The organism is Saccharophagus sp. K07 (genome assembly GCF_014336955.1).
GTDB lineage: Bacteria > Pseudomonadota > Gammaproteobacteria > Pseudomonadales > Cellvibrionaceae > UBA5868.
In genome coordinates, this window is the sequence record NZ_QRAI01000001.1 from 848,651 (window position 1) to 869,639 (window position 20,989).

Here is a 20,989-nt window from a genome sequence, read left to right on the forward strand (position 1 = left end):
CCGCCATAAGAAAAAAGGCTTTATTGTAGTTGTTTCGTTCGGGTGTGTTGAGAAATTGCGCAATAAAGGTGCGGTGAGTTGGTTAAACGATCAACGAAATGTGACGCGGTTGATGGAGCAGCGGCTCCATCAACCGGAATTATTTATTGATAAGACTCAATCGGCGGACAGCTGCACACCAGGTTTCGATCGCCGTACACGTTATCAATGCGATTTACGGATGGCCAAACTTTATGTGCTCTTAAGTAGGGCAGAGGTCGGCCGGCTACATCGCGACTGTAGGGACGGTCCCAAGTTTCATCCATCACGTCATCCAGAGAATGTGGGGCGTGCTTCAACGGGTTGTTATCGCCCGGCCATTCCCCGCTTTCCACTCTGGCAATTTCCCGGCGAATTTCGATCATGGCGTCGCAGAAGCGATCAAGCTCAACCTTGGACTCGCTCTCGGTCGGTTCGATCATCAACGTGCCAGCAACCGGGAATGACATGGTCGGCGCGTGGAAACCGTAATCCATCAAGCGCTTGGCAATGTCTTCTTCACTGATGCCACTGGCTTCTTTCAACGGGCGCAAATCCAGCAGACATTCGTGGGCGACAAAGCCGTTGCGACCGGTGTAGAGCACGGGATAGTGATCCTGCAGTCGTTTGGCTATGTAATTCGCGTTGAGAATGGCGTACTCCGTAGCTTTTTTCATGCCTTCGGCGCCCATCATGCGAATGTACATCCAGCTTATCGGCAAGATGCTCGCCGAGCCCCAGGGGCCGGCGGAAATAGTGCCGTTGCGCGCATCGGTTTGCGGAATTGGTTGCACCGGATGCCCAGGGAGGTAGGGCGCCAGGTGAGCTTTCACACCAATCGGGCCCATGCCGGGGCCGCCACCGCCGTGTGGGATACAGAAGGTTTTATGGAGGTTCAGGTGCGACACGTCACCACCGAATTCCCCTGGGGCCGCGAGTCCAACCAGTGCGTTCATATTGGCGCCGTCGATATACACCTGCGCCCCTACGCTATGCACCAGCTCGCAAATTTCGCGAATCTGTTCTTCGAACACCCCGTGAGTGGAAGGGTAGGTGGCCATAAGGGCTGCGATATTGGTGCCGAACTGTTCGACTTTCGCGCGCAGATCGTCGATATCCACGTTGCCTTCACTGTCGCAGCCCACCACAACGACTTTTAATCCAGCCATTTGCGCTGATGCGGGGTTGGTGCCGTGGGCAGAGGCGGGAATCAAACAAATCTCGCGCTGTTCGCCTTTGGCTTCGAAATAACGCTTGATCACCACCAGACCAGCGTATTCACCTTGAGAGCCGGCATTGGGTTGTAAACTGATGGCGTCATAGCCGGTACAGGCTTTCAGCATCTCCTGGAGCTCATTGAACAATTGCACGTAACCGGCGGCTTGCTCGATGGGCGCAAACGGGTGCATGCGGCTGAATTCCGGCCAAGTAACCGGGATCATCTCCGCAGTGGCGTTGAGTTTCATGGTGCAGGAACCGAGTGGAATCATCGCGTGATTGAGAGCGATATCCCGCGACTCCAGGCGCTTCAAATAGCGCAGCATCTCGGTTTCGGAGTGATATTGATTGAAGACCGGGTGCGTAAGGAAAGGCGAGTTGCGGCTGCACTGGGCCGGAATGGCTTCCGTCTGCTGCGCGCGCGATTCCAGAACGCCGAGATCTTGGGCGTGCGGTGCGGATGCAAAAATCTCTAGCAGAGTTTCGACATCGCTGCTGGTGGTAGTCTCATCAACGCTGATGCCGATGGCGTTTTTGTCTACCCGGCGCAGATTGATTTTGCGCGATTCCGCGCGCTCAATCAGCGGGTTTTGGTTATCGCCAACTTCTACTGTGAGCGTATCGAAAAAGTTTTCGTAGCGCAGTTTATAGCCTTGCGCTTTTAGCCCTTGCGCCAGAATCTTGGCTGACAAATGCACGCGGTTGGCGATGCGTTTCAGGCCTTCAGGTCCGTGGTAAATCGCGTAGAAGGTGCTCATCAACGCCAACAGTACCTGTGAGGTACAAATGTTGGAATTGGCTTTTTCGCGGCGGATATGTTGTTCGCGGGTTTGCATCGCCATGCGCAGCGCTTGTTTGCCACGCGCGTCTATGGAAACGCCAATGATGCGGCCGGGTGCGGAGCGTTTGTAGGCGTCGCGGAACGCGAAGAATGCGGCATGGGGACCGCCAAAGCCCATAGGGATACCGAAACGTTGATTAGTGCCGACCACAATATCAGCGCCCATCTCTCCTGGAGCTTTGAGTACTACTAGGCTCAGAATGTCGGCGGCCACTGTGACCAGCGCGTCTTTCGCGTGCGCCACTTCGATGATCGGCGTCAGGTCGCGCACTTGGCCAGTGGTGCCGGGATATTGCAGCAGAACGCCGAAACAATCGCAGTTGGCCAGATCAGTTTCGGGATCTCCCACAACGATTTCAAAGCCGAAATATTCCGCGCGAGTGCGCACAACGGCCAGCGTCTGAGGATGCACGTCGCGACTGACAAAGAAGGTATCAGAGCGGTTTTTCTTGGCGACGCGCTTGCACATGGCCATGGCTTCGGCAGCAGCCGTGCCTTCGTCCAGCATACTGGCGTTCGCCAGTTCCATGCCGGTCAGATCGATGATCATTTGCTGGAAGTTCAAAAGGCCTTCCAGTCGGCCTTGAGCGATTTCTGGCTGATATGGGGTATAAGCGGTATACCAGCCCGGGTTTTCCAACACGTTACGCAGGATGACGTTAGGTACATGAGTGTCGTAATACCCCTGACCGAGATAATTTTTGAAGATCTGATTGCGTGCGGCGATGGACTTCAGTTCGGCCAGAGCGGCTTGCTCGGAAATAGCGGGGCGCAGCGCGCGAGTGGTTTCGCAACGAATCGCAGCGGGAACAGTGCGGTCAATCAGTTCTGCCACAGAGGCTACCTTGAGTGTCTCCAGCATCGCGGAGGTCTGGGCGCTATCCGGGCCTATGTGACGTCGGATGAACTCGCCGGAGTCCTGAAGCTGGGCAAAGGTATCAACGGGGTTGGTCATAGCAGGGGTTCCGTACTTTAAAAAATAGGGACAAAACGAAAGCAGACTGTACTTGGTCAGTTGAGGCAACACGATCAGTTGAGGGAGCAACAAGATCAGTTGTAACCGAACTGGAGGCAAGGAATCGCCGTCGGCCAAAACTAGATGCCGTATAGTAGCAAACTTCCTGGCAGTGGCGGGATGCTACGCTATGTTAGGTATACATTGTTGAGGCGATTGTTTTTGCAAAATACGAGGGGAAACTGGTGGATTACTTCACGATAGGAGCAATCATTTGGGTGGGAATTTTTCTCCTGCTCGGAATACTGAAAGGCTTTTGGAAATCCGTTGCGGCTGCAGCAAGCCTATTTTTAGGCTATTTCGCCTCTGTGTATTTCGGGGCATGGACGGCAGATTATTTCGTTGAGCAGTTTGCCTCGCTAAAAATCGGCAGAAGTGTCTGGTGGGTCATGGGAGCCACGCTCATTTTTATCGTGGTGAGTCTTGTCGTTAGATTGCTTATTTTGGCGGTCGGAAAATCTTTGCCGATTGGCAGTCGTCTTTTTGATCGCCTCGGAGGAGGGGTAATCAGCGTTGGCTACGGTGCAGTATTAGGCGCAGTGTTATTGTGGGGTGCAGCCTTTTTGGCGGACAGCTGGAATCTACGCCAGGAACGAGCGGGCGGAGAAAATGCCGCCCGTATTGATACCTCATCGCCAGCGGTGACCTGGTCGCGCCGTCTAATGGCTTATTGGGTGAATTGGAATGTCAAACAAAGCGGCGGCTCTGAGACCTTGGCTGGTATTTCGAGGGCAGTTGCTGAAAGTCCAGCACGTGTTATGGCCGAAGTTCAATCCACTGTGCGATCATCCGAATTCAAACAATTAATACAAAGTGAACATGTACAGGAACTTGTTGCGCAGCAGGATTCCGCGGCGTTACAACGCTCACCAGAATTCCAGCAATTATTGCAACAGCCCGCGGTACAAGAGTTGCGCAAAGTGATTGCGCCAGATTCCGCTGGATGGAGCGAAGAAAAAATCGCTCAGGAAGCCGTAGATATTTGGAATCGTGTAGAACAATTGAAATCCCACCCTCAGGTAGCTCAGTTATTGAATGACACGGAACTGCAAGCTTTTATGCAGGGAAGTGGAAATATCACGCCATCTCTTCTCAGCAAAGGACAAGAATTATTTTCGCTGTTGGGGCGCGACACGGCACTTATTCAGGAGTTGAATGCGCAACGCTTGTACCAGTGGCGCGATGCGGAAGGTGATGTGCATGTTACGGGCGAGCAAGATGTGCCAGAGGATAGAAAAGCCTCAGCAGAGCCACTCGATTTTTAATTCACAAGGCGTCTTATTATGAGCGATAAAAAAACAGACGATCCAGAACTCAGAGTTGGCGGATGGCAGCGCCTTAGTTCCCGTGTGGCTTATGAAAATCCCTGGATCAAGGTTTTTCATGAGGAGGTTAAAACTCCCAACGGCACCGACGGAATTTACGGTTTGGTCCATTTCAAAGGAACCGCAGTAGGAGTGGTTCCTGTTGATGACGAAGGCAACACCTGGCTTGTGCGCCAAAGTCGCTACACGCTCAATCAATTTACTTGGGAAATTCCGGAAGGCGGCGCGAAAGAGGGTGAGTCGACGCTGGAATGTGCCAAAAGGGAATTGGCGGAGGAAGCTGGCTTGCAAGCGTGCGAGTGGCAGGAGTTGCTGAGAATTCACACGTCCAACTCGGTAACGGATGAGGCCGGAGTGCTGTATCTGGCCAGAGGATTATCGCCCTGTGCGCAGAATCTTGATGCAACGGAGGATATCGAGGTGCGCAAACTGCCGTTGCAGGAAGCCATTCAAATGGTGGTGAATGGCGAAATTACCGACGCGCTCAGTATTGCGGCTCTCTTGCGCTTGGCGATTGACAAGCGTTATCTCACTACCTGATTTGTAATAAATGATGCTGAGCCGATTTTTTTGCGTTGTTGTTCTCCTCTTGTTGCAAGCCTGTGCCACGCAAACTAAATCGTTTATTACCTACGATGGATACAGGTATCTGGACGGAAAAAAAGAGTTCCAATTGGCGGAACTGTCTGCTTTGGAATTGCATCAAGTGGAGCACGCTGACGGTGTATGTAAGCCCGTAACGGAAAATCAGATTAAATCCCTGATTAATGCCGGTCATAATGCCGTGCGGGTTGTTGCATTGTCGGTCAGTACACTTGCTGATGAAACCTGCGAAGGAGAATTCCATATTCTGCCGCCTGCGCTTCCCGGAGGTCTTCCCCGCGTCAATGAAAATGCCATGCTGCATTACGACCGTATGATTGTGTTGGCGGATAAATATGGTTTGCGCCTGCTGTTGTCTTTTATTGATCGCGAAGGGAGTAACCGGCTGGCAAGGTTTTATGAGGAAAATGGTGAGGATCTGTACGATATTCACAGCAAAACCTACGTGGCCTATACCCACGTTATCAAGCAGATCCTTCAGCGACGCAATTCCATGAGTGGGCGGCTCTATCGCGATGAGCCCGCCATTATGGCCTGGGAAATTCGTGAACAGCCTGCCACCGGGGAATTTTTCACGCGTACCCTCGCATTTATCAAAATACTGGATCCGAATCATCTAGTGCTGGGCGAAACTGCGAGCCAAAATGACCCATTAATTCCTTAAAAAAAAAGCCAATCGATAAGAAAGATTTATTTAATTGGAGGACCGGTGCGATTACGCGCAAACTGACTGTGATGATGGGAAGAAGGCTCAATCTCGAGATGGTAATGTTTCGCGATAGGAGGCCAAACGGGTCTATCATTAATCAAAGGGTGGGGCGCCAATGTTGTCTTGGTAACAGTGCCCGCAAAGGTTCGGTGTGACAATCACCGCAAACGCTTAACAACGATGTTTATGCGAAGGCTGGTAAATCGCGCAAACTGCAGAACACATTTGGTTTTGTTTTAACCTGCTGAGGAAAGAGACATGCTCAAGATTGATATAGGTATCAACGAGAACGATCGTACAAATGTCGCGGAAGGCTTAAAAAAGTTGCTGGCAGACACTTACACACTCTATTTGCAGACCCATAATTTCCACTGGAACGTTACCGGCCCTCAGTTTCGCGAACTGCATTTGATGTTTGAAGAACACTACAACGAACTCGCCACGGCGGTGGATGATATTGCCGAGCGTATCCGCACCTTGGGTGTACACGCGCCGGGCACTTACAAAGCATTTGCTGCGTTGAGTTCCATCGAAGAAGTGGAAGGTGTTCCGCCTGCGGAAAAAATGGTGGAACTCCTGACCCACGGGCATGAGCAAGTCGTCAAGACTGCACGCCAAGTACTGAAAACTGCACAAGACGCGGCGGATGAATCCACCATTTCTCTGGTGTCGGATCGTATGAGAGTGCACGAAAAAACCGCTTGGATGCTGCGCTCGACCCTGCGCCAATAGTCAGCCAGCAACATCAAGCAATAAAAAAGCCCCAGAAGGGGCTTTTTTATTGGAGCGGGGTGAATTAAACCGACGGCGCCGGTTCCCTTTCCACCGGGTGGCGCGACCTCACACACATACGGTCATAAGCCAGAACAAAGATAAGCATGGCTGCCGCTAGTATCACCACAGGCAAAGAACCCCAGATGATAAACGGAGTTGCGCCGGACGCTGCGAAAACCTGGCCGACAATTGCTTCGCGGGTACTTCGCCCCCCTTTAACCACCACTTCACCTTTGGGATTGATAATGCCGCTGACGCCGTTGTTGGTCGCTCGGACCAGATAACGACCGGTCTCAAGTGCGCGCATCTGAGCCATTTCAAAATGCTGCAAAGGACCTATGGATTGGCCGAACCAAGCGTCATTGCTGACAGTAAGGAGAACATTAGCTGTGGCGGCGCGTTCCGCGACCAGATCGGGGTAAACCACTTCGTAACAAATCGACGGAGCGATCGTCACATCCTTGGCTTTCAAGCCCTGAGAATAGGGCGGACCGGGATGAATAATGGAGGTCGGCAGATTGAAAAACTCAATCAGGCCGCGCAACCAGCGCTCAAAAGGGACATATTCGCCAAAGGGCACTAAACGGGTTTTGAACGTGATTCCCGAACCTTTGCCGACGGCGACCATGCTGTTGTAGTACTCCTGTCTGTCATGGTCATCGTAAAGAATGCCGGTGATAAAGACCGTGTCCGTTTTGTTGGCTTGTTCCGCCAGCGACTCCAGATCAGCCAAGGCGTCGTGATACAGCAAAGGAATGGCTGCCTCCGGCCAGATCACCCAATCGAGATCCCAAAGGGGCGCAGAGATGCCGTGGAAAATACGGAAGGTTTCGTCCAGGTAGAGCGGGTCCCACTTGCGCTCCTGCGGAATATTGCCCTGCGCCATGCCCACGGAAATAGGCTTCTCATCCAGTTGCGTCCATTCAACAGGGCGCAGAAACGCGCCGCTGAGCCAGAGCAGAACGGCTACCGCAACTGCAGCAATCTGCCCTTTGGTCGACAAGGTTTTTGCCTGCAGTTCGAGCAGTACCGCCGCGCAATATGCAACCACGTAGCTGACGCCAAACACACCGAGGATCGGTGCCCAGCCTGCAAGGGGTGTTTCCAGATGGGCGTAGCCTACGTACAGCCAGGGGAAACCGGTGAAAATCCAGCTGCGAAACCACTCATTGATCACCCATGCTGCCGGAAATCCTATGAGCAGACTCCAGCGACGGGCGCTGAACCAGCGACCGTACGCAGCAAACGGTGTGGCAAACGCTAAAGCCAAGCCTGTGACGAACAGGCTTGTTAACAAGAGCGAAAGGGGAACCGAGGTTGAGCCAAATTGGCTGATGCTGATGTACACCCAGCTGGCGCCAAAGCCATACATGCCTAGGCCAAAGGCTGTGGCCAGAGCAAAGCAGCGACGGCCGGTCTCGCGATAGGTGACAGCTCCGAGGTAGGCCACACTGAGTAAGCCCAAGCCCCACCAGTTATAGGGCGCAAGGGAAAATGGGATAAGAGCGCCCGCAACTGGGGCTAGCAATACTCGCAGCCAGAAAGGAACGTGACGGGTTAGAGTCATACAGTGGGTTTTTCAGGAACCGTAAGGCGTACCAAATGAATTTGGCGACTATCGGCGTAAAGTACCCTGAATGTAAAGCCATCCAGTTCCACAACCTCATTGCGTGTGGGCATGTGGCCAAACGCATGGGTGAGAATTCCGCCGATGGTGTCGAATTCATCGTCGCTGAATGAGGCATTGAAGAATTCATTGAACTCTTCGATAGGGGTCAGCGCCTTGAGGATAAAGTCCCTTTCCGCCACTTGGCGGATGAAATCCTCTTCTTCGTCATCCGTTTCGTCTTCGATATCGCCAACGATCTCTTCGAGAATATCTTCGATGGTCACCAGACCGGACACGCCGCCGTATTCATCAATCACCAGCGCCATGTGATAACGCTTCTCGCGGAATTCCTTCAGCAACACGTTCAGGCGCTTGCTTTCCGGAATGATATTGGCCGGGCGCAGAATTTCGCAGAGATTGAAGTTTTCCCGCGGCTCCAGGATAAGCGGTAACAGGTCCTTCGCCAGCAGGATGCCTTTGACTTCATCCATGGATTCGCCGATCACCGGAAAGCGGGAGTGACCAGATTGGATGACTTTGGGCAGGAACTCGCGCGGTTTTTCTTCGTGATTGATCACGACCATTTGCGAGCGCGGCACCATGATCTCCCTGACTTGCAGGTGAGATACGCCTAGTGCGCCTTCAATGATTTCCAAGGCTTCTGGATCGACCACCCGGTTCTTGGCTGCTTCCTTGATGATTTTCAGCAGCTCTTCCTGGGATTTAGGCTCCGAATTGGAGAAACTCTGCAGCAAACGATCGAGCCAGGAGCGTTCATGAGACCGCCCGTGGTTTGCTGCAGAATGACTACTCGACGGATCATCCGACATGGCTGGGTCCTGTAAGGGCATTTTTCATGAGTGAGATAAAAAACGTCATGGTAAATCAAAGGGGCTCGTAAGGAGCCGGGAAACCGAGGGTACCCAAAATGCGGGTCTCCAAAGCTTCCATAACTTCAGCATCGGCATCGGTTTCGTGGTCGTAGCCGAGCAAATGGAGCGTGCCGTGCACCACCATATGCGCCCAGTGGGCGAGCAGGGTTTTGCCTTGCTCGAGCGCTTCACGCTCAACCACGCCCGCGCATATCACCAGATCCCCTAAAAGAGGGATCTGCAGTTCCGGGGGGAGTTCACTGGGGAAAGACAGAACGTTGGTTGGCTTGTCCTTCTGGCGATATTGAGCGTTGAGAGAGCGGCTTTCATCGAAGCCGACTACCCGGATGGTGAGCTCGCTGTTGATTTTGTCCGCCGGCAGGGCGGCAGCGACCCAGCTCCGGAAATCCTCTTCAGAAGGGATGTTTTTGTCAGCGGTGGCGATTTGTACATCGACCTCCGGCATGGAGGTCGAGGAAGGAGTGTTCATAAACCAAAATCAGTCGTTGGTTCTGGGTTCTTCGGCGGCATTGTAGGCTTCTACTATGCGTTGCACCAGTGGGTGTCGGACCACGTCTTTGGCATCGAAGTGGGTAAAGCTGATGCCTTGAACATGCGACAGTACCTCAACCGCATGGCGCAATCCGGACGGATGGCCGCGCGGCAGGTCAATCTGGGTCGGATCTCCCGTGATGACAGCAGTAGAGCCAAATCCAATACGAGTAAGGAACATCTTCATTTGTTCCCGCGTCGTGTTCTGACTTTCGTCCAGAATAATGAACGAATTATTTAGCGTCCGACCGCGCATATAAGCGAGCGGAGCAACTTCAATAACATGGCGTTCAATCAGCTTGCCCACGTTTTCGAAACCGAGCATTTCGTACAGAGCGTCGTACAGAGGGCGCAGATAAGGGTCAACTTTCTGTGACAGGTCCCCTGGCAGAAAGCCGAGTTTTTCGCCCGCTTCCACCGCTGGGCGTACCAGCAGAATTCTCTCGATTTCATCCTTCAACAAGGACTCAACCGCGCAGGCAACTGCCAGGTAGGTTTTACCTGTACCCGCCGGCCCTATGCCGAAGTTGATGTCGTGGTTGCGCACTGCATTGACGTATTTTTGCTGATTGCGTCCGCGCGGTTTGATGGTGCACTTTTTGGTTCGGATCAGGACAGAGGCTTCCTGGGCTTGGCCGTTCTCGGGGGCGGCTATGGCCTCCGCTCCAGCTTCCTGAAGTGCCAGATGCACTTCCGCTGGAGTGATCTCGGTATCGCTGGAGGTGTCGGAGTACAACTGGCGCAACACATTAGCGGTAACCTGAGTGCGCTGTTCTTCGCCGTGAATTGCGAACACATTACCCCGGTTGTGGATTTCCACGTCCAGGCGCTTTTCGATGTGTTTCAAATGGCTGCCAAACTGGCCACAGAGATTGGCCAATCGTCGGCTGTCGTCGGGTTCAAGAACAACATTGAGGGTGGTAGAGACTGAAGACGTGTTTTGTGCTGTATCCAAGAGGCTTGTCCATTGGTTTGATAACGGTGGCTGAGCTGGACGGGCCAGATCAACCTCGATGCAAATAAGCCTAACCCAAAAGAGGATCTATAGAAAATACTGGATATTTTTCTGCGTTCGTCAAGCTGCAATGCAGCATCGGGCTGGCAATGGCAAGCCCGATGATAATCGCGCCATGGAACCCTATTAATCCAATTCGGAGCCTAACAGTGTTCCGCGCAGAGAGTTAGGCAAGGCTTCTTCAATAAGAATGTCGGCGAAGTGACCGATCAAGGCAGGGTTGTCGCAGCGGAAGTTCACCACGCGGTTGTTTTCCGTGCGGCCGCTGAGCTGTCCCGGATCTTTCTTGGAATAGCCGGTTACCAGCACGCGCTCGGTATTGCCCACCATTCTGCGGCTGATTTCCTGCGCCTGTTGGGTGATACGTTGCTGGAGAATCGCCAAGCGCTGCTTTTTCACTTCTTCCGGGGTGTCATCCGGCAGGTCTGCTGCAGGCGTTCCTGGGCGGGGGCTGTAAATAAAGCTGAATGAGGTATCGAAGCCTATGTCCTTGATCAGGTTCATAGTGGCTTCAAAGTCCTTATCCGTTTCGCCCGGGAAGCCGACGATAAAGTCGGAGGAAAAGCTGATATTGGGGCGAATCTTTTTCAGGCGGCGCAGTTTGGATTTGTACTCCAACACCGTGTGGCCGCGTTTCATCGCCATCAGAATTCGGTCGGAACCGCTTTGGACCGGCAGGTGAACGTGGCTGACCAGCTCTGGCACTTCGGCGAACACGTCGATCAGGCGATCGGAGAATTCCACCGGGTGCGACGTGGTGAAGCGGATGCGGTCGATGCCGTCGATCTTGGCGACCAGGGTAATCAATTCTGCCAGGTCAACCACGCCATTGGGGCCTTCGCCGCGATAGGCGTTGACGTTCTGGCCGAGCAGGTTGACTTCCCGGACCCCTTGGCGCGCCAAGTGGGCGACTTCATCCAAAACGGACTGCAATGGGCGGCTGACTTCTTCGCCGCGGGTATAAGGTACGACACAGAAGGTGCAGTACTTGGAGCAGCCTTCCATGATCGAAACGAAAGCTGTAGCGCCGTCTGCTTCCGGCTGGGGCAGGCGGTCGAACTTCTCGATTTCGGGGAAGCTGATATCGACAATCACCACACCATTGGGGCGTGGCGTTTCGATCATCTCCGGCAGACGGTGCAATGTCTGTGGTCCAAAGATCAAATCCACGTAGGGCGCTCGTTTGGCAATGGCTTCACCTTCCTGGCTCGCCACACATCCACCCACGCCTATGATAAGATCCGGCTTTTTTTCCTTCAGGCGTTTCCAGCGGCCAAGTTGGTGAAAGAGCTTCTCCTGGGCCTTTTCACGAATGGAGCAGGTGTTGACCAATAGAACATCCGCTTCTTCCGGATCGTCCGTCGCTACCATGTCGTGAGACTCTCCCAGCAGATCGCGCATACGGGATGAATCGTATTCATTCATCTGGCAGCCGTGTGTTTCGATAAACAGTTTTCTGCTGCGCTTTGGCGCAATGGATTGCTCTGACATGATGATTCCGTTGGATGGTCTAACAACAGTGGGCTTGGCAAATGGGCCAGCCGGACAGCTAAAAAAGGACCTGTTGAGTCGTGGAGGTCAAAAAACGTGCGCGCATTATACTGATGCGTTACTGCATTGCCCATAAGTGGCGCAAATCCTTTGTGCTGGTTCTTGTTTCGCTGCAAAGCGCCCCCACTTAGGCGGGCCGACCAAAGATAACGGGCAGCGGTCCGTGGTAATGAGAAGGAAGTGATGGGACAGACCGGAGACGGTCAGAATTCATAAGTCGTTTGCTGAGCAAATAGCGTGGCGGGCGAATAGGTGAATAACGTAGTTTGAAGCGGCGACGAAGGTCAGCCGATTATTTTCGAGAGTGATATGGCAAAGAATCCGATTTACAAAGTTATTTTTTACAACCAGAACCAGGTGTACGAGGTTTACGCCCGCGCAATTTATCAGAGCGATATGTACGGCTTTATCGAACTGGAAGAGTTTGTGTTTGGTGAGCGCAGTCAAGTCTTGGTCGATCCTGCGGAAGAGCGTTTGAAAGCGGAATTTACCGATGTAAAACGTTCCTATATTCCGTTGCATTCCATCATTCGCATAGATGAAGTGGAAAAAGAAGGCGCCGTGCGCGTGACCGAATTGAAGTCCGGGGAAAAAGTTACCCCATTTCCATTTCCAACCCTTATTCCCACTCCGAAAGGCGATTGATGCTTCATTACAAAGTCTCGGGCGAGGGAAAGCCCTTGGTTCTGGTGCACGGGCTGTTCGGCTCCCTGGAAAACGTCGGTGCCATTGCCCGTCTCCTGTCTTCTGATTTTAAGGTTTATTCCGTCGATCTTCCCAATCACGGCCGTTCACCCCATAAAGCGGGGATGGACTTGGCGCATATGGCTGAGTGCGTTTCCAATTGGATGGGAAGCGTTGGTTTGTCCCAAGCGTTCTTGGTGGGGCACTCGCTCGGCGGCAAAGTCGCTATGGAAATTGCTTTGTCGCAACCCGAGCGAGTCGAGAAAGTGGTGGTGATCGATATAGCCCCCGTCACTTACGCGGCGCGGCATCTCGATGTTTTTGCCGGGATCAATGCGGTTGATCCGGCGGCAATAAGTAGTCGCGGGGATGCCGAGGCTATCGCCAGTGCCTATATAAAAGAACCTGCCGTTCTGAGTTTCATATTAAAAAATCTCGTCCGAACCGAGACGGGCTTTGAGTGGCGGATGAATCTGCAGGATTTGCAGGAGCAGTACCCCACGTTGATTCATGAGAATCTTTCGGGTGCCGTTTTTGCAAAACCAGTGCTATTTTTGAAAGGTGGTGATTCTGACTATATCCGTCCGGACTACCGCAACAATATTTTGCAACGTTTTCCGCAAGCTCAGTTAAAGGTCATCCCCAATACGGGGCATTGGCTGCACGCGGAAAAACCGGATCTTACCGCGACTTTGATCCGAAAATTTCTTTTGGCGGCGACAGGTGTTGGGTCGGATGCCTCAAATCCTGAATGACGGAGACAGTCTATGGCCACAACAAAACTTGAAAACTTGATGACGGAATTGCACGAGCGTTTCGGTGAAGTGGAGCCAAGTCCACAACAGCAACAACTGTTAGAGGATTTGCAGCAGCGGATTCACAATGTTTCCGCAGGTGGTGCGGCGGAACCGACGCCGCTGGACACCATCGAGGTGATGATCGAAAGTCTGGGTGAAAAACACCCAAATGTGACGGCGTTACTACGTGAGCTTCTTGACACCCTGAAAAACATCGGCGTCTAATGACGGCCTTTTTACGGTCACAATAAAAAAGCCGACCTGCGATTTTTAACTTATTTTCAAGTTAAAAAACGGGTCGGATAAGCAAAAAAATTCTGTCTGAGGTGAATGCTTTTATTTGCCCAGAATTGCTATTCGAGAGTCGTTTTACACGGGTGGTCCAATAGACCATAAGCGGGGCGAACTATAACTTGGTGCGGGATGAATGGCATTCCGTAAAAGTTAAAAATGTGACGCATTTAAAGAGAGTTTTTAACCGAGTGCAATTTCTGTCACGAAGACGAGCAGAATCGGACATCCGTTTTTTGCACTTGGTGTTTCTCCTAATTCTCACGCTGAGGAACAGGCTTTGAATAAGAAGTTAGAAGAAGCGCCGCTCACATTTATTTCCGGTGAAATCCGCACGGGACCGGGCGCTATACAAAATCTTTCGATCGACTGTGTCATTTTTGGATTTCACCAGGGACGCCTGAAAGTGTTGTGCGTGAAATACGCTATGGGCGAGCACGCAGGTCGATGGGCTCTGCCGGGTGGTTGGCTGCATAAAGATGAGAGCATCGACGATTCCGCCGCCCGCCATTTGCGCGATCTCACCGGCTTGGAAGACATCTACCTGGAGCAATTGCAGGCTTTCGGCAGCATCGATCGAGTGCCTGGGCAGCGCATTGTGACCATCGCTTATTACGCGCTGGTGCGACCGGAGGATTATGAACTCATCATTGGTTACACCACTGATGATGTGCAGTGGCGCGATGTGGAAGAAACCTCAGGTTTGATCTTCGATCACGATCAAATTCTGCATTGTGCGCTCGACTCACTGCGCCACAAGGTTCGTCATGAACCTATTGGTTTTAATTTGCTCCCCAAAAAATTCACCTTGTTGCAATTGCAAGAGCTGTACGAGGCAATTCTGGACGTCAAATTGGACAAGCCGAATTTCCGGCGCAAAATGATCAAAATGAAATTGCTGGTGCCGTCCGGTGAGAAGCAGCAGCATGTTGCACACAGAGCAGCAGAGTTGTATCGCTTCGACGAGGAAATTTATAAGCGCCTGTGCGAGCAAGGGTTTACGTTTGAAGTGTGATTTGCAGAATTTGAAATTTTTCGCGTGATAAAAAGGGAGCTTGGCTCCCTTTTTTATTTTCCGTGACTTGTTCTGAATATAGCTGACGCTGTTTGCGTACTAAGCGCGGCCAACATGATTTTTCCGCTCGTTTAAATCGGCTGCCATCGAATATGGCCCTCACTGTGCAACCGGAACATAGGTAACACTTTAAACCGGCAACATGGTTTACACCTTTTCTCCTCCATGCCGCTCGCATGCAGGTTCCCGTCGCGCAGTTTTCAGGTTGATATGGCCGAGCCAGTGGAAGCTGGGCAGTGGCAGACGCTCCTTCATCCTGATAACGCGTCACCCACTTATAAACCGTTTTGCGGCTTAAGCCATAACCTCGGGCTAATTCACTGATGCTGCTTTCCTGTCGCAGCCAGTCAGCGATCAACTGCATCTTCAAATCCATCACACAAGTCTCGTTCCAGGGCATAAGCAAGTCCTCCTTGCTCATACGATACTTGTGTAACCCATGTTCCCGGTTTGTTTTGTTACCTATGTTGCCGGTTTGTACATTCTAGCCCCCCTCTCCCTCTGGGAGAGGGCTGGGGTGAGGGCAATGGGGTAGCACCGGCGTTTGGGAAAATTAACGTCAACTTTTTCTGGGTTGGACCCTGGCAAAAAAATCCCCGCATATGCGGGGATTTTTGCAGAGCAGGGAAGCGAAAAATTAGTTTCCTGCTTGTGCCAGAGCTTGGCGCACAGATGCCAGTTTTACGCACAACACAAACACTTGCATGGCGGCGTCCACTTGGCTCACGGTTGGAACGGTTGGCGCGATACGGATATTGCGATCCTGTGGATCCTTACCGTAGGGGTAGGTTGCGCCAGCAGGGGTCAGTTTTACACCAGCTTCGCCAGCCAGACGCACGACTTCTTTAGCGAGACCCGGACGGGTATCGAAGGAGATGAAGTAACCGCCGTCTGCCGTCTCCCAGCTTCCCAAATCGTTATCGCTGAACGCGGCATTCAAGTGCTTCAACACGCTTTCGAAACGCGGCTTGATGATAGCGGCATGTTTTTGCATGTGCTCTTGCAGGCTGCCGGGTTTGGCGAAGAAACGCACATGGCGCAATTGGTTCACTTTATCGGGGCCGATGGTCAGGAAGCTGATGACTTTCTGGAAGCCTTTCAGGTTGTTCTGGCTGGCGCCCATAAAGGCTACGCCGCTGCCTGCGTGGGTGATTTTGGAGGTAGAGGCGAACTGCAGAACGGAGTCTTGCGTGCCCAGTTTTTCACACAGGTTAAAGATGTTGGCCAGTTGCGGCGGATTGCTGGACAGGTCGTGGATCGCGTAAGCGTTGTCCCAGAAAACGCGGAAGTTGGGGCTGGCAATTTTGCCGAGCGCTGCAATGCGCTCAACGGTTGCGTCGCTGTATACCACGCCGCTTGGGTTGGAGTACTTGGGCACGCACCACATGCCTTTGATGCTGGAATCTGCCTTGAGCAGAGCTTCCACTTGGTCCATGTCAGGACCGTTGCTGTCCATAGGAACGTTGATCATCTCAATGCCCATCTGTTCGCAGATGGCGAAGTGGCGGTCGTAGCCGGGAACCGGACAGAGGAATTTGACTTTGCCTTCTTTGCTCCAGGCGCTGTCTGGACCATTGAGGCCGAAGAAATAGGCCGCCATAACCGCTTGGTGCATCAGGGTTAGGCTACTGTTGCCGCCGGCGAGGACGTTGGCCGCAGGAACGCCCATGATCTGCTCGCCCAGCTTTTTGGCTTCTGGAATACCGTCGAGGCCGCCGTAGTTGCGGGTATCTACGCCTGAATCGCTTTCGTAGTTGCCCTGCAGAATCCCATCCAGCGCATCGGACAGGCTCAATTGCTCGGCCGATGGTTTACCGCGGGTCAGGTCCAGATTCAGGTTTTGCGCCTTGATGCGGCTGTATTCTTCCGCGAGTTCGCGCTCCCATTGTTGCAATTGTGCTGGTGTCGCTTGATTGAGTTGCAAGGTCGTATCCTCTGGCGTTAGACGATTGAGAAGAGTCACGTGCGATCGGCACGAAAAAAAGCGCGGCATTATAGCAAGTGCCGCGCAGTCCTTTGAGTGGTTCTGGCGATGAACTTGAAGAAAAAGCACCCAAATCGGGCATATATCCGTTGGGTGCCGGATTTAGATCAACATACCGCGCAGCATAAAGAACATAAGCGCACCTAACACCGCAGATGCAGGTACGGTGATAACCCAGGCCGCGGCAATGCGGTACAGATGTTTGCGCTTGACCAGCTCCTGTTTGTAGATTTTCTTTAAGCGCTTGCGATCTTTTTTGGTCAGCGGCACTTCTTCTGGAAACTTCTTGGCCCGCTTGAGCATGGCGCGCATTTCCTCGACATCCGCAGTCTGGAAATTGCGCAGGTAAGTGCGCAGCTGGTCCTGGTCTTCAGCTTCGTGACGCTCCAGGATGCGATGCAGTTTGCTGGCGTAACGTGTCTTTAAGTATTCGCGCAGAAAACCAACGCCGCAGATGCCTCCCAGGGCAATGTGGGTTGAGCTGACGGGAAGGCCCAATTGTGACGCGATGATGACGGTAATCGCCGCGGACATGGCGATACAGTAGGCGCGCGACTTATCGAGTTCGGTAATTTCACTGCCAACAGTGCGAATCAGGCGGGGGCCAAACGCCGCTAGGCCAATTGAAAGACCGAGGGCGCCAATTGCCATCACCCACACCGGAATAGACGCCTTTTCTGATACGGATCCCGTGACTAGCGCATCCGCGATGGCTGCCAGGGGGCCAATTGCATTGGCCACATCATTGGCGCCGTGGGCGAAACTCAGAAGTGCGGCGGCAAAAACCAGCGGGACGGTGAAAAGATCATTGACCCGCTCGCGGGTGTTTTCCATGACCTGAGTCGCACGGTTGACCGAACGGCGAGTGATTTCGTACACCGCTGCGGCCACGCCCAGGCCGATCAAGGCAGCGGTCAGGGGGCCGGTTTTCCAGATATTGGAGATCCCTTTTAACACTAGGTAGGTGGTAAAGGCCCACGCCATAAAAGCCACCAGCCAAGGTACGTAAACGCGAGCGGACTGCATTACATCATCGCGATAGAGGATGGTCTTCTTGATAAGCATCAGAAGGCTCGCGGCTATAACGCCTCCCATCACAGGGGAAATCACCCAACTCGAGGCGATAGTTCCCAAGTTGCCCCAGTTGGCGATGCCCATGCCGCCAGCCGCTACACCTGCACCCAGAACCGCCCCAACAATAGAGTGCGTAGTCGATACCGGGGCTCCAATCACAGTGGCGAAATTCAGCCAGATTGCCCCTGCGAGCAGAGAGGCGGTCATCAACCACACAAATGTTTGTGTATCACTGATCTCTTGCGGGTCGATAATGCCGGATTTAATCGTTCCCACCACTTCGCCACCGGCGATCAGCGCCCCAGCAGCCTCGAAAATGGCTGCCAATAAAATTGCCCCTCCCAGGGTCAGAGCTTTAGATCCAACGGCAGGCCCAACATTGTTGGCAACATCATTGGCGCCGATGTTCATCGCCATATAACCGCCGACTACTGCAGCAAAGACCAACAAATAGCCGCCACTGGTTGGTGATAGGGTGAGGACATAAAAAAGGGTGAGGAGAAGATAGACAAGGGAGATGCCGTACCGGACAAACCAGTGCAGCTCACCAGATTTTGAGGTGATCATTATTGATGTTCCCAAAGGTTAGCAATTTTGAGGGTCGCTATTGTCACAAAATTGTTGTGAATGCGACACCGTATTTTGTCGACCTTGGGAAAGGTTACCGGTGGAAGGTGGACCTAGAGCAACTTATTGAAGACGTCACTAAAGGCTGCGCCGCCGTTGGACTTCAGTCGGGTGACAGCTTCTTCCAGCAAAGCGTCAGCACGGACCGGCCCTAAATACTCACAGAAGCCGATGTAAAACAAGTTGATCACGCGGCGCAACTCTTGAATCTCCACCCGCGGTACGCGGATGTGCTGGTTGTCATCCTCAAGCCAGCGTTCCATTTGGATGCGGAGATCAGTGTTGATCTTGATACGCGACAGGTTCTTCTTGACGAAGTTGCCTATGTCGATGGCCGCGGCTGATTTCACCAGGCTCAACCATTTATCCACCAGCATACAAAACGCATCAATTTCGGCGAGCGTGTAATTGACATAGGTACTGGTGCCCCGGCGAGTTTTGTAAGCGGCCAAGGCTGCTGACGGATCTGGCAAGAGTTCTTCCGCTGACTTGCTCATGGTCGCCACCAGATTCACAAGCATCTGTTTGTGGTCTTGGGGTCTGCCGATTTTTTTGACGAGATCTGCCACGTAATAACGCAGACCGAATTTTGGTTGGTCGGCGTATTGGCTTTCCCACAAGATCAAGGCTTCCATTAATTCCGTGTCCCGTAGGAAAGGTTGCAATCCCGTGTAAAGGGCGCGTCTGCGCAAACTCATTTCGTTGTGGTTGATGTTCATCGTTCAATATTTTCCAGATTGCTTTTGTTATAGATGGAATGTTGGATGAACTCGGGGTAGGCGACCTCCGCGTGTTCGGTGAGGTCCAACCCGCGTTGCTCGTGCTGAGGGTCAGCGCGCAAGCAGCCGATTACGGCAAGAGCTTTGAAAAGTAAAAACGCCGCCCCGAATGACCATAGGAAACAAGCTCCAACGCCCAGCAGCTGGACCAGCATGATAGAAGGGTCAAACAATTTGCCGGTCAGGAAAGCGCCCGCACATAAAGTCCCCCAGGCACCGGCAAAAGCGTGTACCGCGACAGCGCCGACCACATCGTCCAATCCCAACCGCACTAACAAGCGTTCGCCGCCGTATGCCACAAGGCCGGCACTAGCGCCAGTCACGATCGCCCATACAGGTTCCATGGTGGCGCATCCAGCGGTGATCCCCACCAATCCCGCCAGACTGCCATTAACGGCCGCCGGGACGGTGATGGGAGAGCGACTGAGAAAACAGAAGAGGAGGACGCATGCGACGCCTGCGGAGGCTGCCAGTTGGGTGTTAAGAACTATAAGGCCTATATTGGCATCCGCTTGCAAAGTCGAACCGCCGTTAAATCCAAACCAGCCAAACCAGAGAATAAATCCGCCCAGGGCGACGAAATTGAGGTTGTGTCCTGCAATCAGGTGAGGGCGGCCTTGCGGACCGAATCTGCCGAGTCGTGGACCGAGCGCAATAATCCCTGCCAGGGCGCACCATCCACCAGTGGAATGCACAACGGTAGAGCCGGCAAAATCAATAAATCCCATTTCCGCCAGCCAACCGCTGCCTGAGAAATAGTTGCCCCAGGCCCAACTGCCGAAGATCGGATAAATCACGGCGGTAATCACCACTGAGGCAAATAAATAAGCGGGAAAACGCGTGCGTTCCGCCATGGCACCGCTGGCGATGGTCGCGGCGGTGGCGGCGAACATGGTTTGGAACAATAAAAAGCTGTAATCCCACGGTTCGGCATTGTGCAAGGCGAATCCGGAAAGGCCGATCCAGCCGGAAGGATTTGCACCGAACATCAAGCCAAATCCCACCAACCAAAAAAACAAGCTACCGACGCACACATCGGTGTAATTTTTCATCACCACATTAATGCAGTTTTTGGAACGCGATAAACCGCTCTCCAGCAAGGCAAAACCTGCTTGCATAAAAAACACGAGAGCGCCGGCAATGGCGACCCAGATAACATCCGAGGGTTGTTTTACGGAAGCGTCCGGCTCAGCAAAAGCCGGCATTGCGGAAAATAACAAAGCGACAAATAAACACGCGATAGACGCTTGCAACGAGCATCGGGCCAAGAACATAAATCGGTGATTTCCTGAGCCGGTTGGACGGAATCCATGAGAGAGCTGTTACGACGACGTGCGCCAAGAATAAGCAGTGTTCCATGTTCGGATCTCGTTGGAGCAAGCGATGTGCCACAACGGAGCATGAGGGTAGGCATTAACGCGCGAGTCGGCAAAATATCAGCTGTTTGCCGTAAACAACCGCAAAATGCGTCATTTTGTTTGATGTTGCGAATGCTTCGGTGCACTAGGTTGGGGCGGGTATATTCTGGCGGATAAAAGTTGGTGCAGTCGTTTGCAAGTTCGGCACTGAATAACGC

General features: G+C 52.8%; 19 protein-coding genes. 8 read left to right on the forward strand and 11 right to left on the reverse strand.

Annotated features, from left to right (window positions below; genetic code table 11):
* Positions 1 to 143 precede the first annotated feature (143 nt).
* A complete protein-coding gene (gcvP, locus tag DWB84_RS03570) occupies positions 144 to 3,032 on the reverse strand; it encodes an aminomethyl-transferring glycine dehydrogenase (RefSeq protein WP_187408364.1) in 2,889 nt (962 codons plus the stop codon).
* A gap of 245 nt (positions 3,033 to 3,277) precedes the next feature.
* Between gcvP and DWB84_RS03575 the strand changes: the two genes are divergently transcribed.
* The 4 genes from DWB84_RS03575 to DWB84_RS03590 all read left to right on the forward strand — a co-directional run bounded on the left by DWB84_RS03575 (position 3,278) and on the right by DWB84_RS03590 (position 6,461).
* Positions 3,278 to 4,357, forward strand: a complete 1,080-nt coding sequence (locus tag DWB84_RS03575) for a CvpA family protein (RefSeq protein ID WP_187408365.1) — start codon at positions 3,278 to 3,280, stop codon at positions 4,355 to 4,357.
* A gap of 18 nt (positions 4,358 to 4,375) precedes the next feature.
* On the forward strand, positions 4,376 to 4,957 hold the full coding sequence (locus DWB84_RS03580) for an NUDIX hydrolase (protein ID WP_187408366.1): 582 nt from the start codon (positions 4,376 to 4,378) through the stop codon (positions 4,955 to 4,957).
* Between the two features lie 133 nt (positions 4,958 to 5,090).
* Complete coding sequence (locus DWB84_RS03585; RefSeq protein ID WP_187408367.1) at positions 5,091 to 5,684, forward strand: hypothetical protein; 594 nt, start codon at positions 5,091 to 5,093, stop codon at positions 5,682 to 5,684.
* Between the two features lie 303 nt (positions 5,685 to 5,987).
* Positions 5,988 to 6,461, forward strand: coding sequence for a Dps family protein (locus tag DWB84_RS03590; RefSeq protein ID WP_187408368.1), 474 nt, complete (start codon positions 5,988 to 5,990; stop codon positions 6,459 to 6,461).
* 64 nt (positions 6,462 to 6,525) lie between these two features.
* Here DWB84_RS03590 and lnt read toward each other — a convergent pair whose 3' ends face one another.
* The 5 genes from lnt to miaB all read right to left on the reverse strand — a co-directional run bounded on the left by lnt (position 6,526) and on the right by miaB (position 12,042).
* Positions 6,526 to 8,070 (reverse strand): apolipoprotein N-acyltransferase, encoded by a 1,545-nt coding sequence (gene lnt, locus DWB84_RS03595; RefSeq protein ID WP_187408369.1) that lies wholly within the window; start codon positions 8,068 to 8,070, stop codon positions 6,526 to 6,528.
* A complete protein-coding gene (locus DWB84_RS03600; protein WP_187408370.1) occupies positions 8,067 to 8,942 on the reverse strand; it encodes an HlyC/CorC family transporter in 876 nt (291 codons plus the stop codon). Before DWB84_RS03600 ends, lnt begins: the two co-directional genes overlap by 4 nt.
* Positions 8,943 to 8,997: 55 nt before the next feature.
* On the reverse strand, positions 8,998 to 9,474 hold the full coding sequence (gene ybeY / locus DWB84_RS03605) for an rRNA maturation RNase YbeY (RefSeq protein WP_187408371.1): 477 nt from the start codon (positions 9,472 to 9,474) through the stop codon (positions 8,998 to 9,000).
* Between the two features lie 9 nt (positions 9,475 to 9,483).
* Positions 9,484 to 10,491, reverse strand: a complete 1,008-nt coding sequence (locus DWB84_RS03610) for a PhoH family protein (protein ID WP_187408372.1) — start codon at positions 10,489 to 10,491, stop codon at positions 9,484 to 9,486.
* A gap of 186 nt (positions 10,492 to 10,677) precedes the next feature.
* Complete coding sequence (gene miaB / locus DWB84_RS03615) at positions 10,678 to 12,042, reverse strand: tRNA (N6-isopentenyl adenosine(37)-C2)-methylthiotransferase MiaB (protein ID WP_187408373.1); 1,365 nt, start codon at positions 12,040 to 12,042, stop codon at positions 10,678 to 10,680.
* 369 nt (positions 12,043 to 12,411) lie between these two features.
* Here miaB and DWB84_RS03620 point away from each other — a divergent pair, with 369 nt between their 5' ends.
* The 4 genes from DWB84_RS03620 to DWB84_RS03635 all read left to right on the forward strand — a co-directional run bounded on the left by DWB84_RS03620 (position 12,412) and on the right by DWB84_RS03635 (position 14,889).
* Positions 12,412 to 12,747, forward strand: coding sequence for a DUF1820 family protein (locus DWB84_RS03620; protein WP_187408374.1), 336 nt, complete (start codon positions 12,412 to 12,414; stop codon positions 12,745 to 12,747).
* Positions 12,747 to 13,541 carry an alpha/beta fold hydrolase gene (locus DWB84_RS03625; protein WP_255428801.1) on the forward strand — a complete coding sequence of 265 codons (795 nt, stop codon included), beginning with the start codon at positions 12,747 to 12,749 and terminating at the stop codon, positions 13,539 to 13,541. Before DWB84_RS03620 ends, DWB84_RS03625 begins: the two co-directional genes overlap by 1 nt.
* 12 nt (positions 13,542 to 13,553) lie before the next feature.
* Positions 13,554 to 13,808: a DUF4404 family protein gene (locus tag DWB84_RS03630; RefSeq protein WP_187408376.1), complete on the forward strand. Its 255-nt coding sequence runs from the start codon at positions 13,554 to 13,556 to the stop codon at positions 13,806 to 13,808.
* Positions 13,809 to 14,154: 346 nt separating this feature from the next.
* Positions 14,155 to 14,889 (forward strand): NUDIX domain-containing protein, encoded by a 735-nt coding sequence (locus DWB84_RS03635; RefSeq protein ID WP_255428802.1) that lies wholly within the window; start codon positions 14,155 to 14,157, stop codon positions 14,887 to 14,889.
* On the opposite strand, the gene DWB84_RS03640 is transcribed toward DWB84_RS03635, so the two are convergent.
* From DWB84_RS03640 to DWB84_RS03660, 5 genes are all read right to left on the reverse strand, one after another.
* On the reverse strand, positions 14,873 to 15,349 hold the full coding sequence (locus DWB84_RS03640; protein WP_187408377.1) for a helix-turn-helix domain-containing protein: 477 nt from the start codon (positions 15,347 to 15,349) through the stop codon (positions 14,873 to 14,875). The two genes, DWB84_RS03635 and DWB84_RS03640, sit on opposite strands and share 17 nt — an antisense overlap.
* Before the next feature lie 237 nt (positions 15,350 to 15,586).
* On the reverse strand, positions 15,587 to 16,873 hold the full coding sequence (locus DWB84_RS03645; RefSeq protein WP_187408378.1) for an aminotransferase class I/II-fold pyridoxal phosphate-dependent enzyme: 1,287 nt from the start codon (positions 16,871 to 16,873) through the stop codon (positions 15,587 to 15,589).
* 162 nt (positions 16,874 to 17,035) lie between these two features.
* On the reverse strand, positions 17,036 to 18,574 hold the full coding sequence (locus DWB84_RS03650) for an inorganic phosphate transporter (protein ID WP_187408379.1): 1,539 nt from the start codon (positions 18,572 to 18,574) through the stop codon (positions 17,036 to 17,038).
* Between the two features lie 113 nt (positions 18,575 to 18,687).
* A complete protein-coding gene (locus DWB84_RS03655) occupies positions 18,688 to 19,353 on the reverse strand; it encodes a hypothetical protein (RefSeq protein ID WP_187408380.1) in 666 nt (221 codons plus the stop codon).
* Positions 19,350 to 20,687, reverse strand: coding sequence for an ammonium transporter (locus DWB84_RS03660; protein ID WP_255428803.1), 1,338 nt, complete (start codon positions 20,685 to 20,687; stop codon positions 19,350 to 19,352). The genes DWB84_RS03655 and DWB84_RS03660 overlap by 4 nt, the downstream gene beginning before the upstream one ends.
* Between the last annotated feature and the right edge of the window lie 302 nt (positions 20,688 to 20,989).

Bases quoted from the DNA above. Each gene is read 5' to 3' on its own strand.
- gcvP (WP_187408364.1), bottom strand. From the start codon at position 3,032: ATGACCAACCCCGTTGATACCTTTGCCCAGCTTCAGGACTCCGGCGAG.
- DWB84_RS03640 (WP_187408377.1), bottom strand. From the start codon at position 15,349: ATGCCCTGGAACGAGACTTGTGTGATGGATTTGAAGATGCAGTTGATC.
- DWB84_RS03625 (WP_255428801.1), top strand. From the start codon at position 12,747: ATGCTTCATTACAAAGTCTCGGGCGAGGGAAAGCCCTTGGTTCTGGTG.
- DWB84_RS03590 (WP_187408368.1), top strand. From the start codon at position 5,988: ATGCTCAAGATTGATATAGGTATCAACGAGAACGATCGTACAAATGTC.
- DWB84_RS03600 (WP_187408370.1), bottom strand. From the start codon at position 8,942: ATGTCGGATGATCCGTCGAGTAGTCATTCTGCAGCAAACCACGGGCGG.
- lnt (WP_187408369.1), bottom strand. From the start codon at position 8,070: ATGACTCTAACCCGTCACGTTCCTTTCTGGCTGCGAGTATTGCTAGCC.
- DWB84_RS03650 (WP_187408379.1), bottom strand. From the start codon at position 18,574: ATGATCACCTCAAAATCTGGTGAGCTGCACTGGTTTGTCCGGTACGGC.
- DWB84_RS03655 (WP_187408380.1), bottom strand. From the start codon at position 19,353: ATGAACATCAACCACAACGAAATGAGTTTGCGCAGACGCGCCCTTTAC.
- DWB84_RS03630 (WP_187408376.1), top strand. From the start codon at position 13,554: ATGGCCACAACAAAACTTGAAAACTTGATGACGGAATTGCACGAGCGT.
- DWB84_RS03660 (WP_255428803.1), bottom strand. From the start codon at position 20,687: ATGTTCTTGGCCCGATGCTCGTTGCAAGCGTCTATCGCGTGTTTATTT.
- DWB84_RS03620 (WP_187408374.1), top strand. From the start codon at position 12,412: ATGGCAAAGAATCCGATTTACAAAGTTATTTTTTACAACCAGAACCAG.
- ybeY (WP_187408371.1), bottom strand. From the start codon at position 9,474: ATGAACACTCCTTCCTCGACCTCCATGCCGGAGGTCGATGTACAAATC.
- miaB (WP_187408373.1), bottom strand. From the start codon at position 12,042: ATGTCAGAGCAATCCATTGCGCCAAAGCGCAGCAGAAAACTGTTTATC.
- DWB84_RS03580 (WP_187408366.1), top strand. From the start codon at position 4,376: ATGAGCGATAAAAAAACAGACGATCCAGAACTCAGAGTTGGCGGATGG.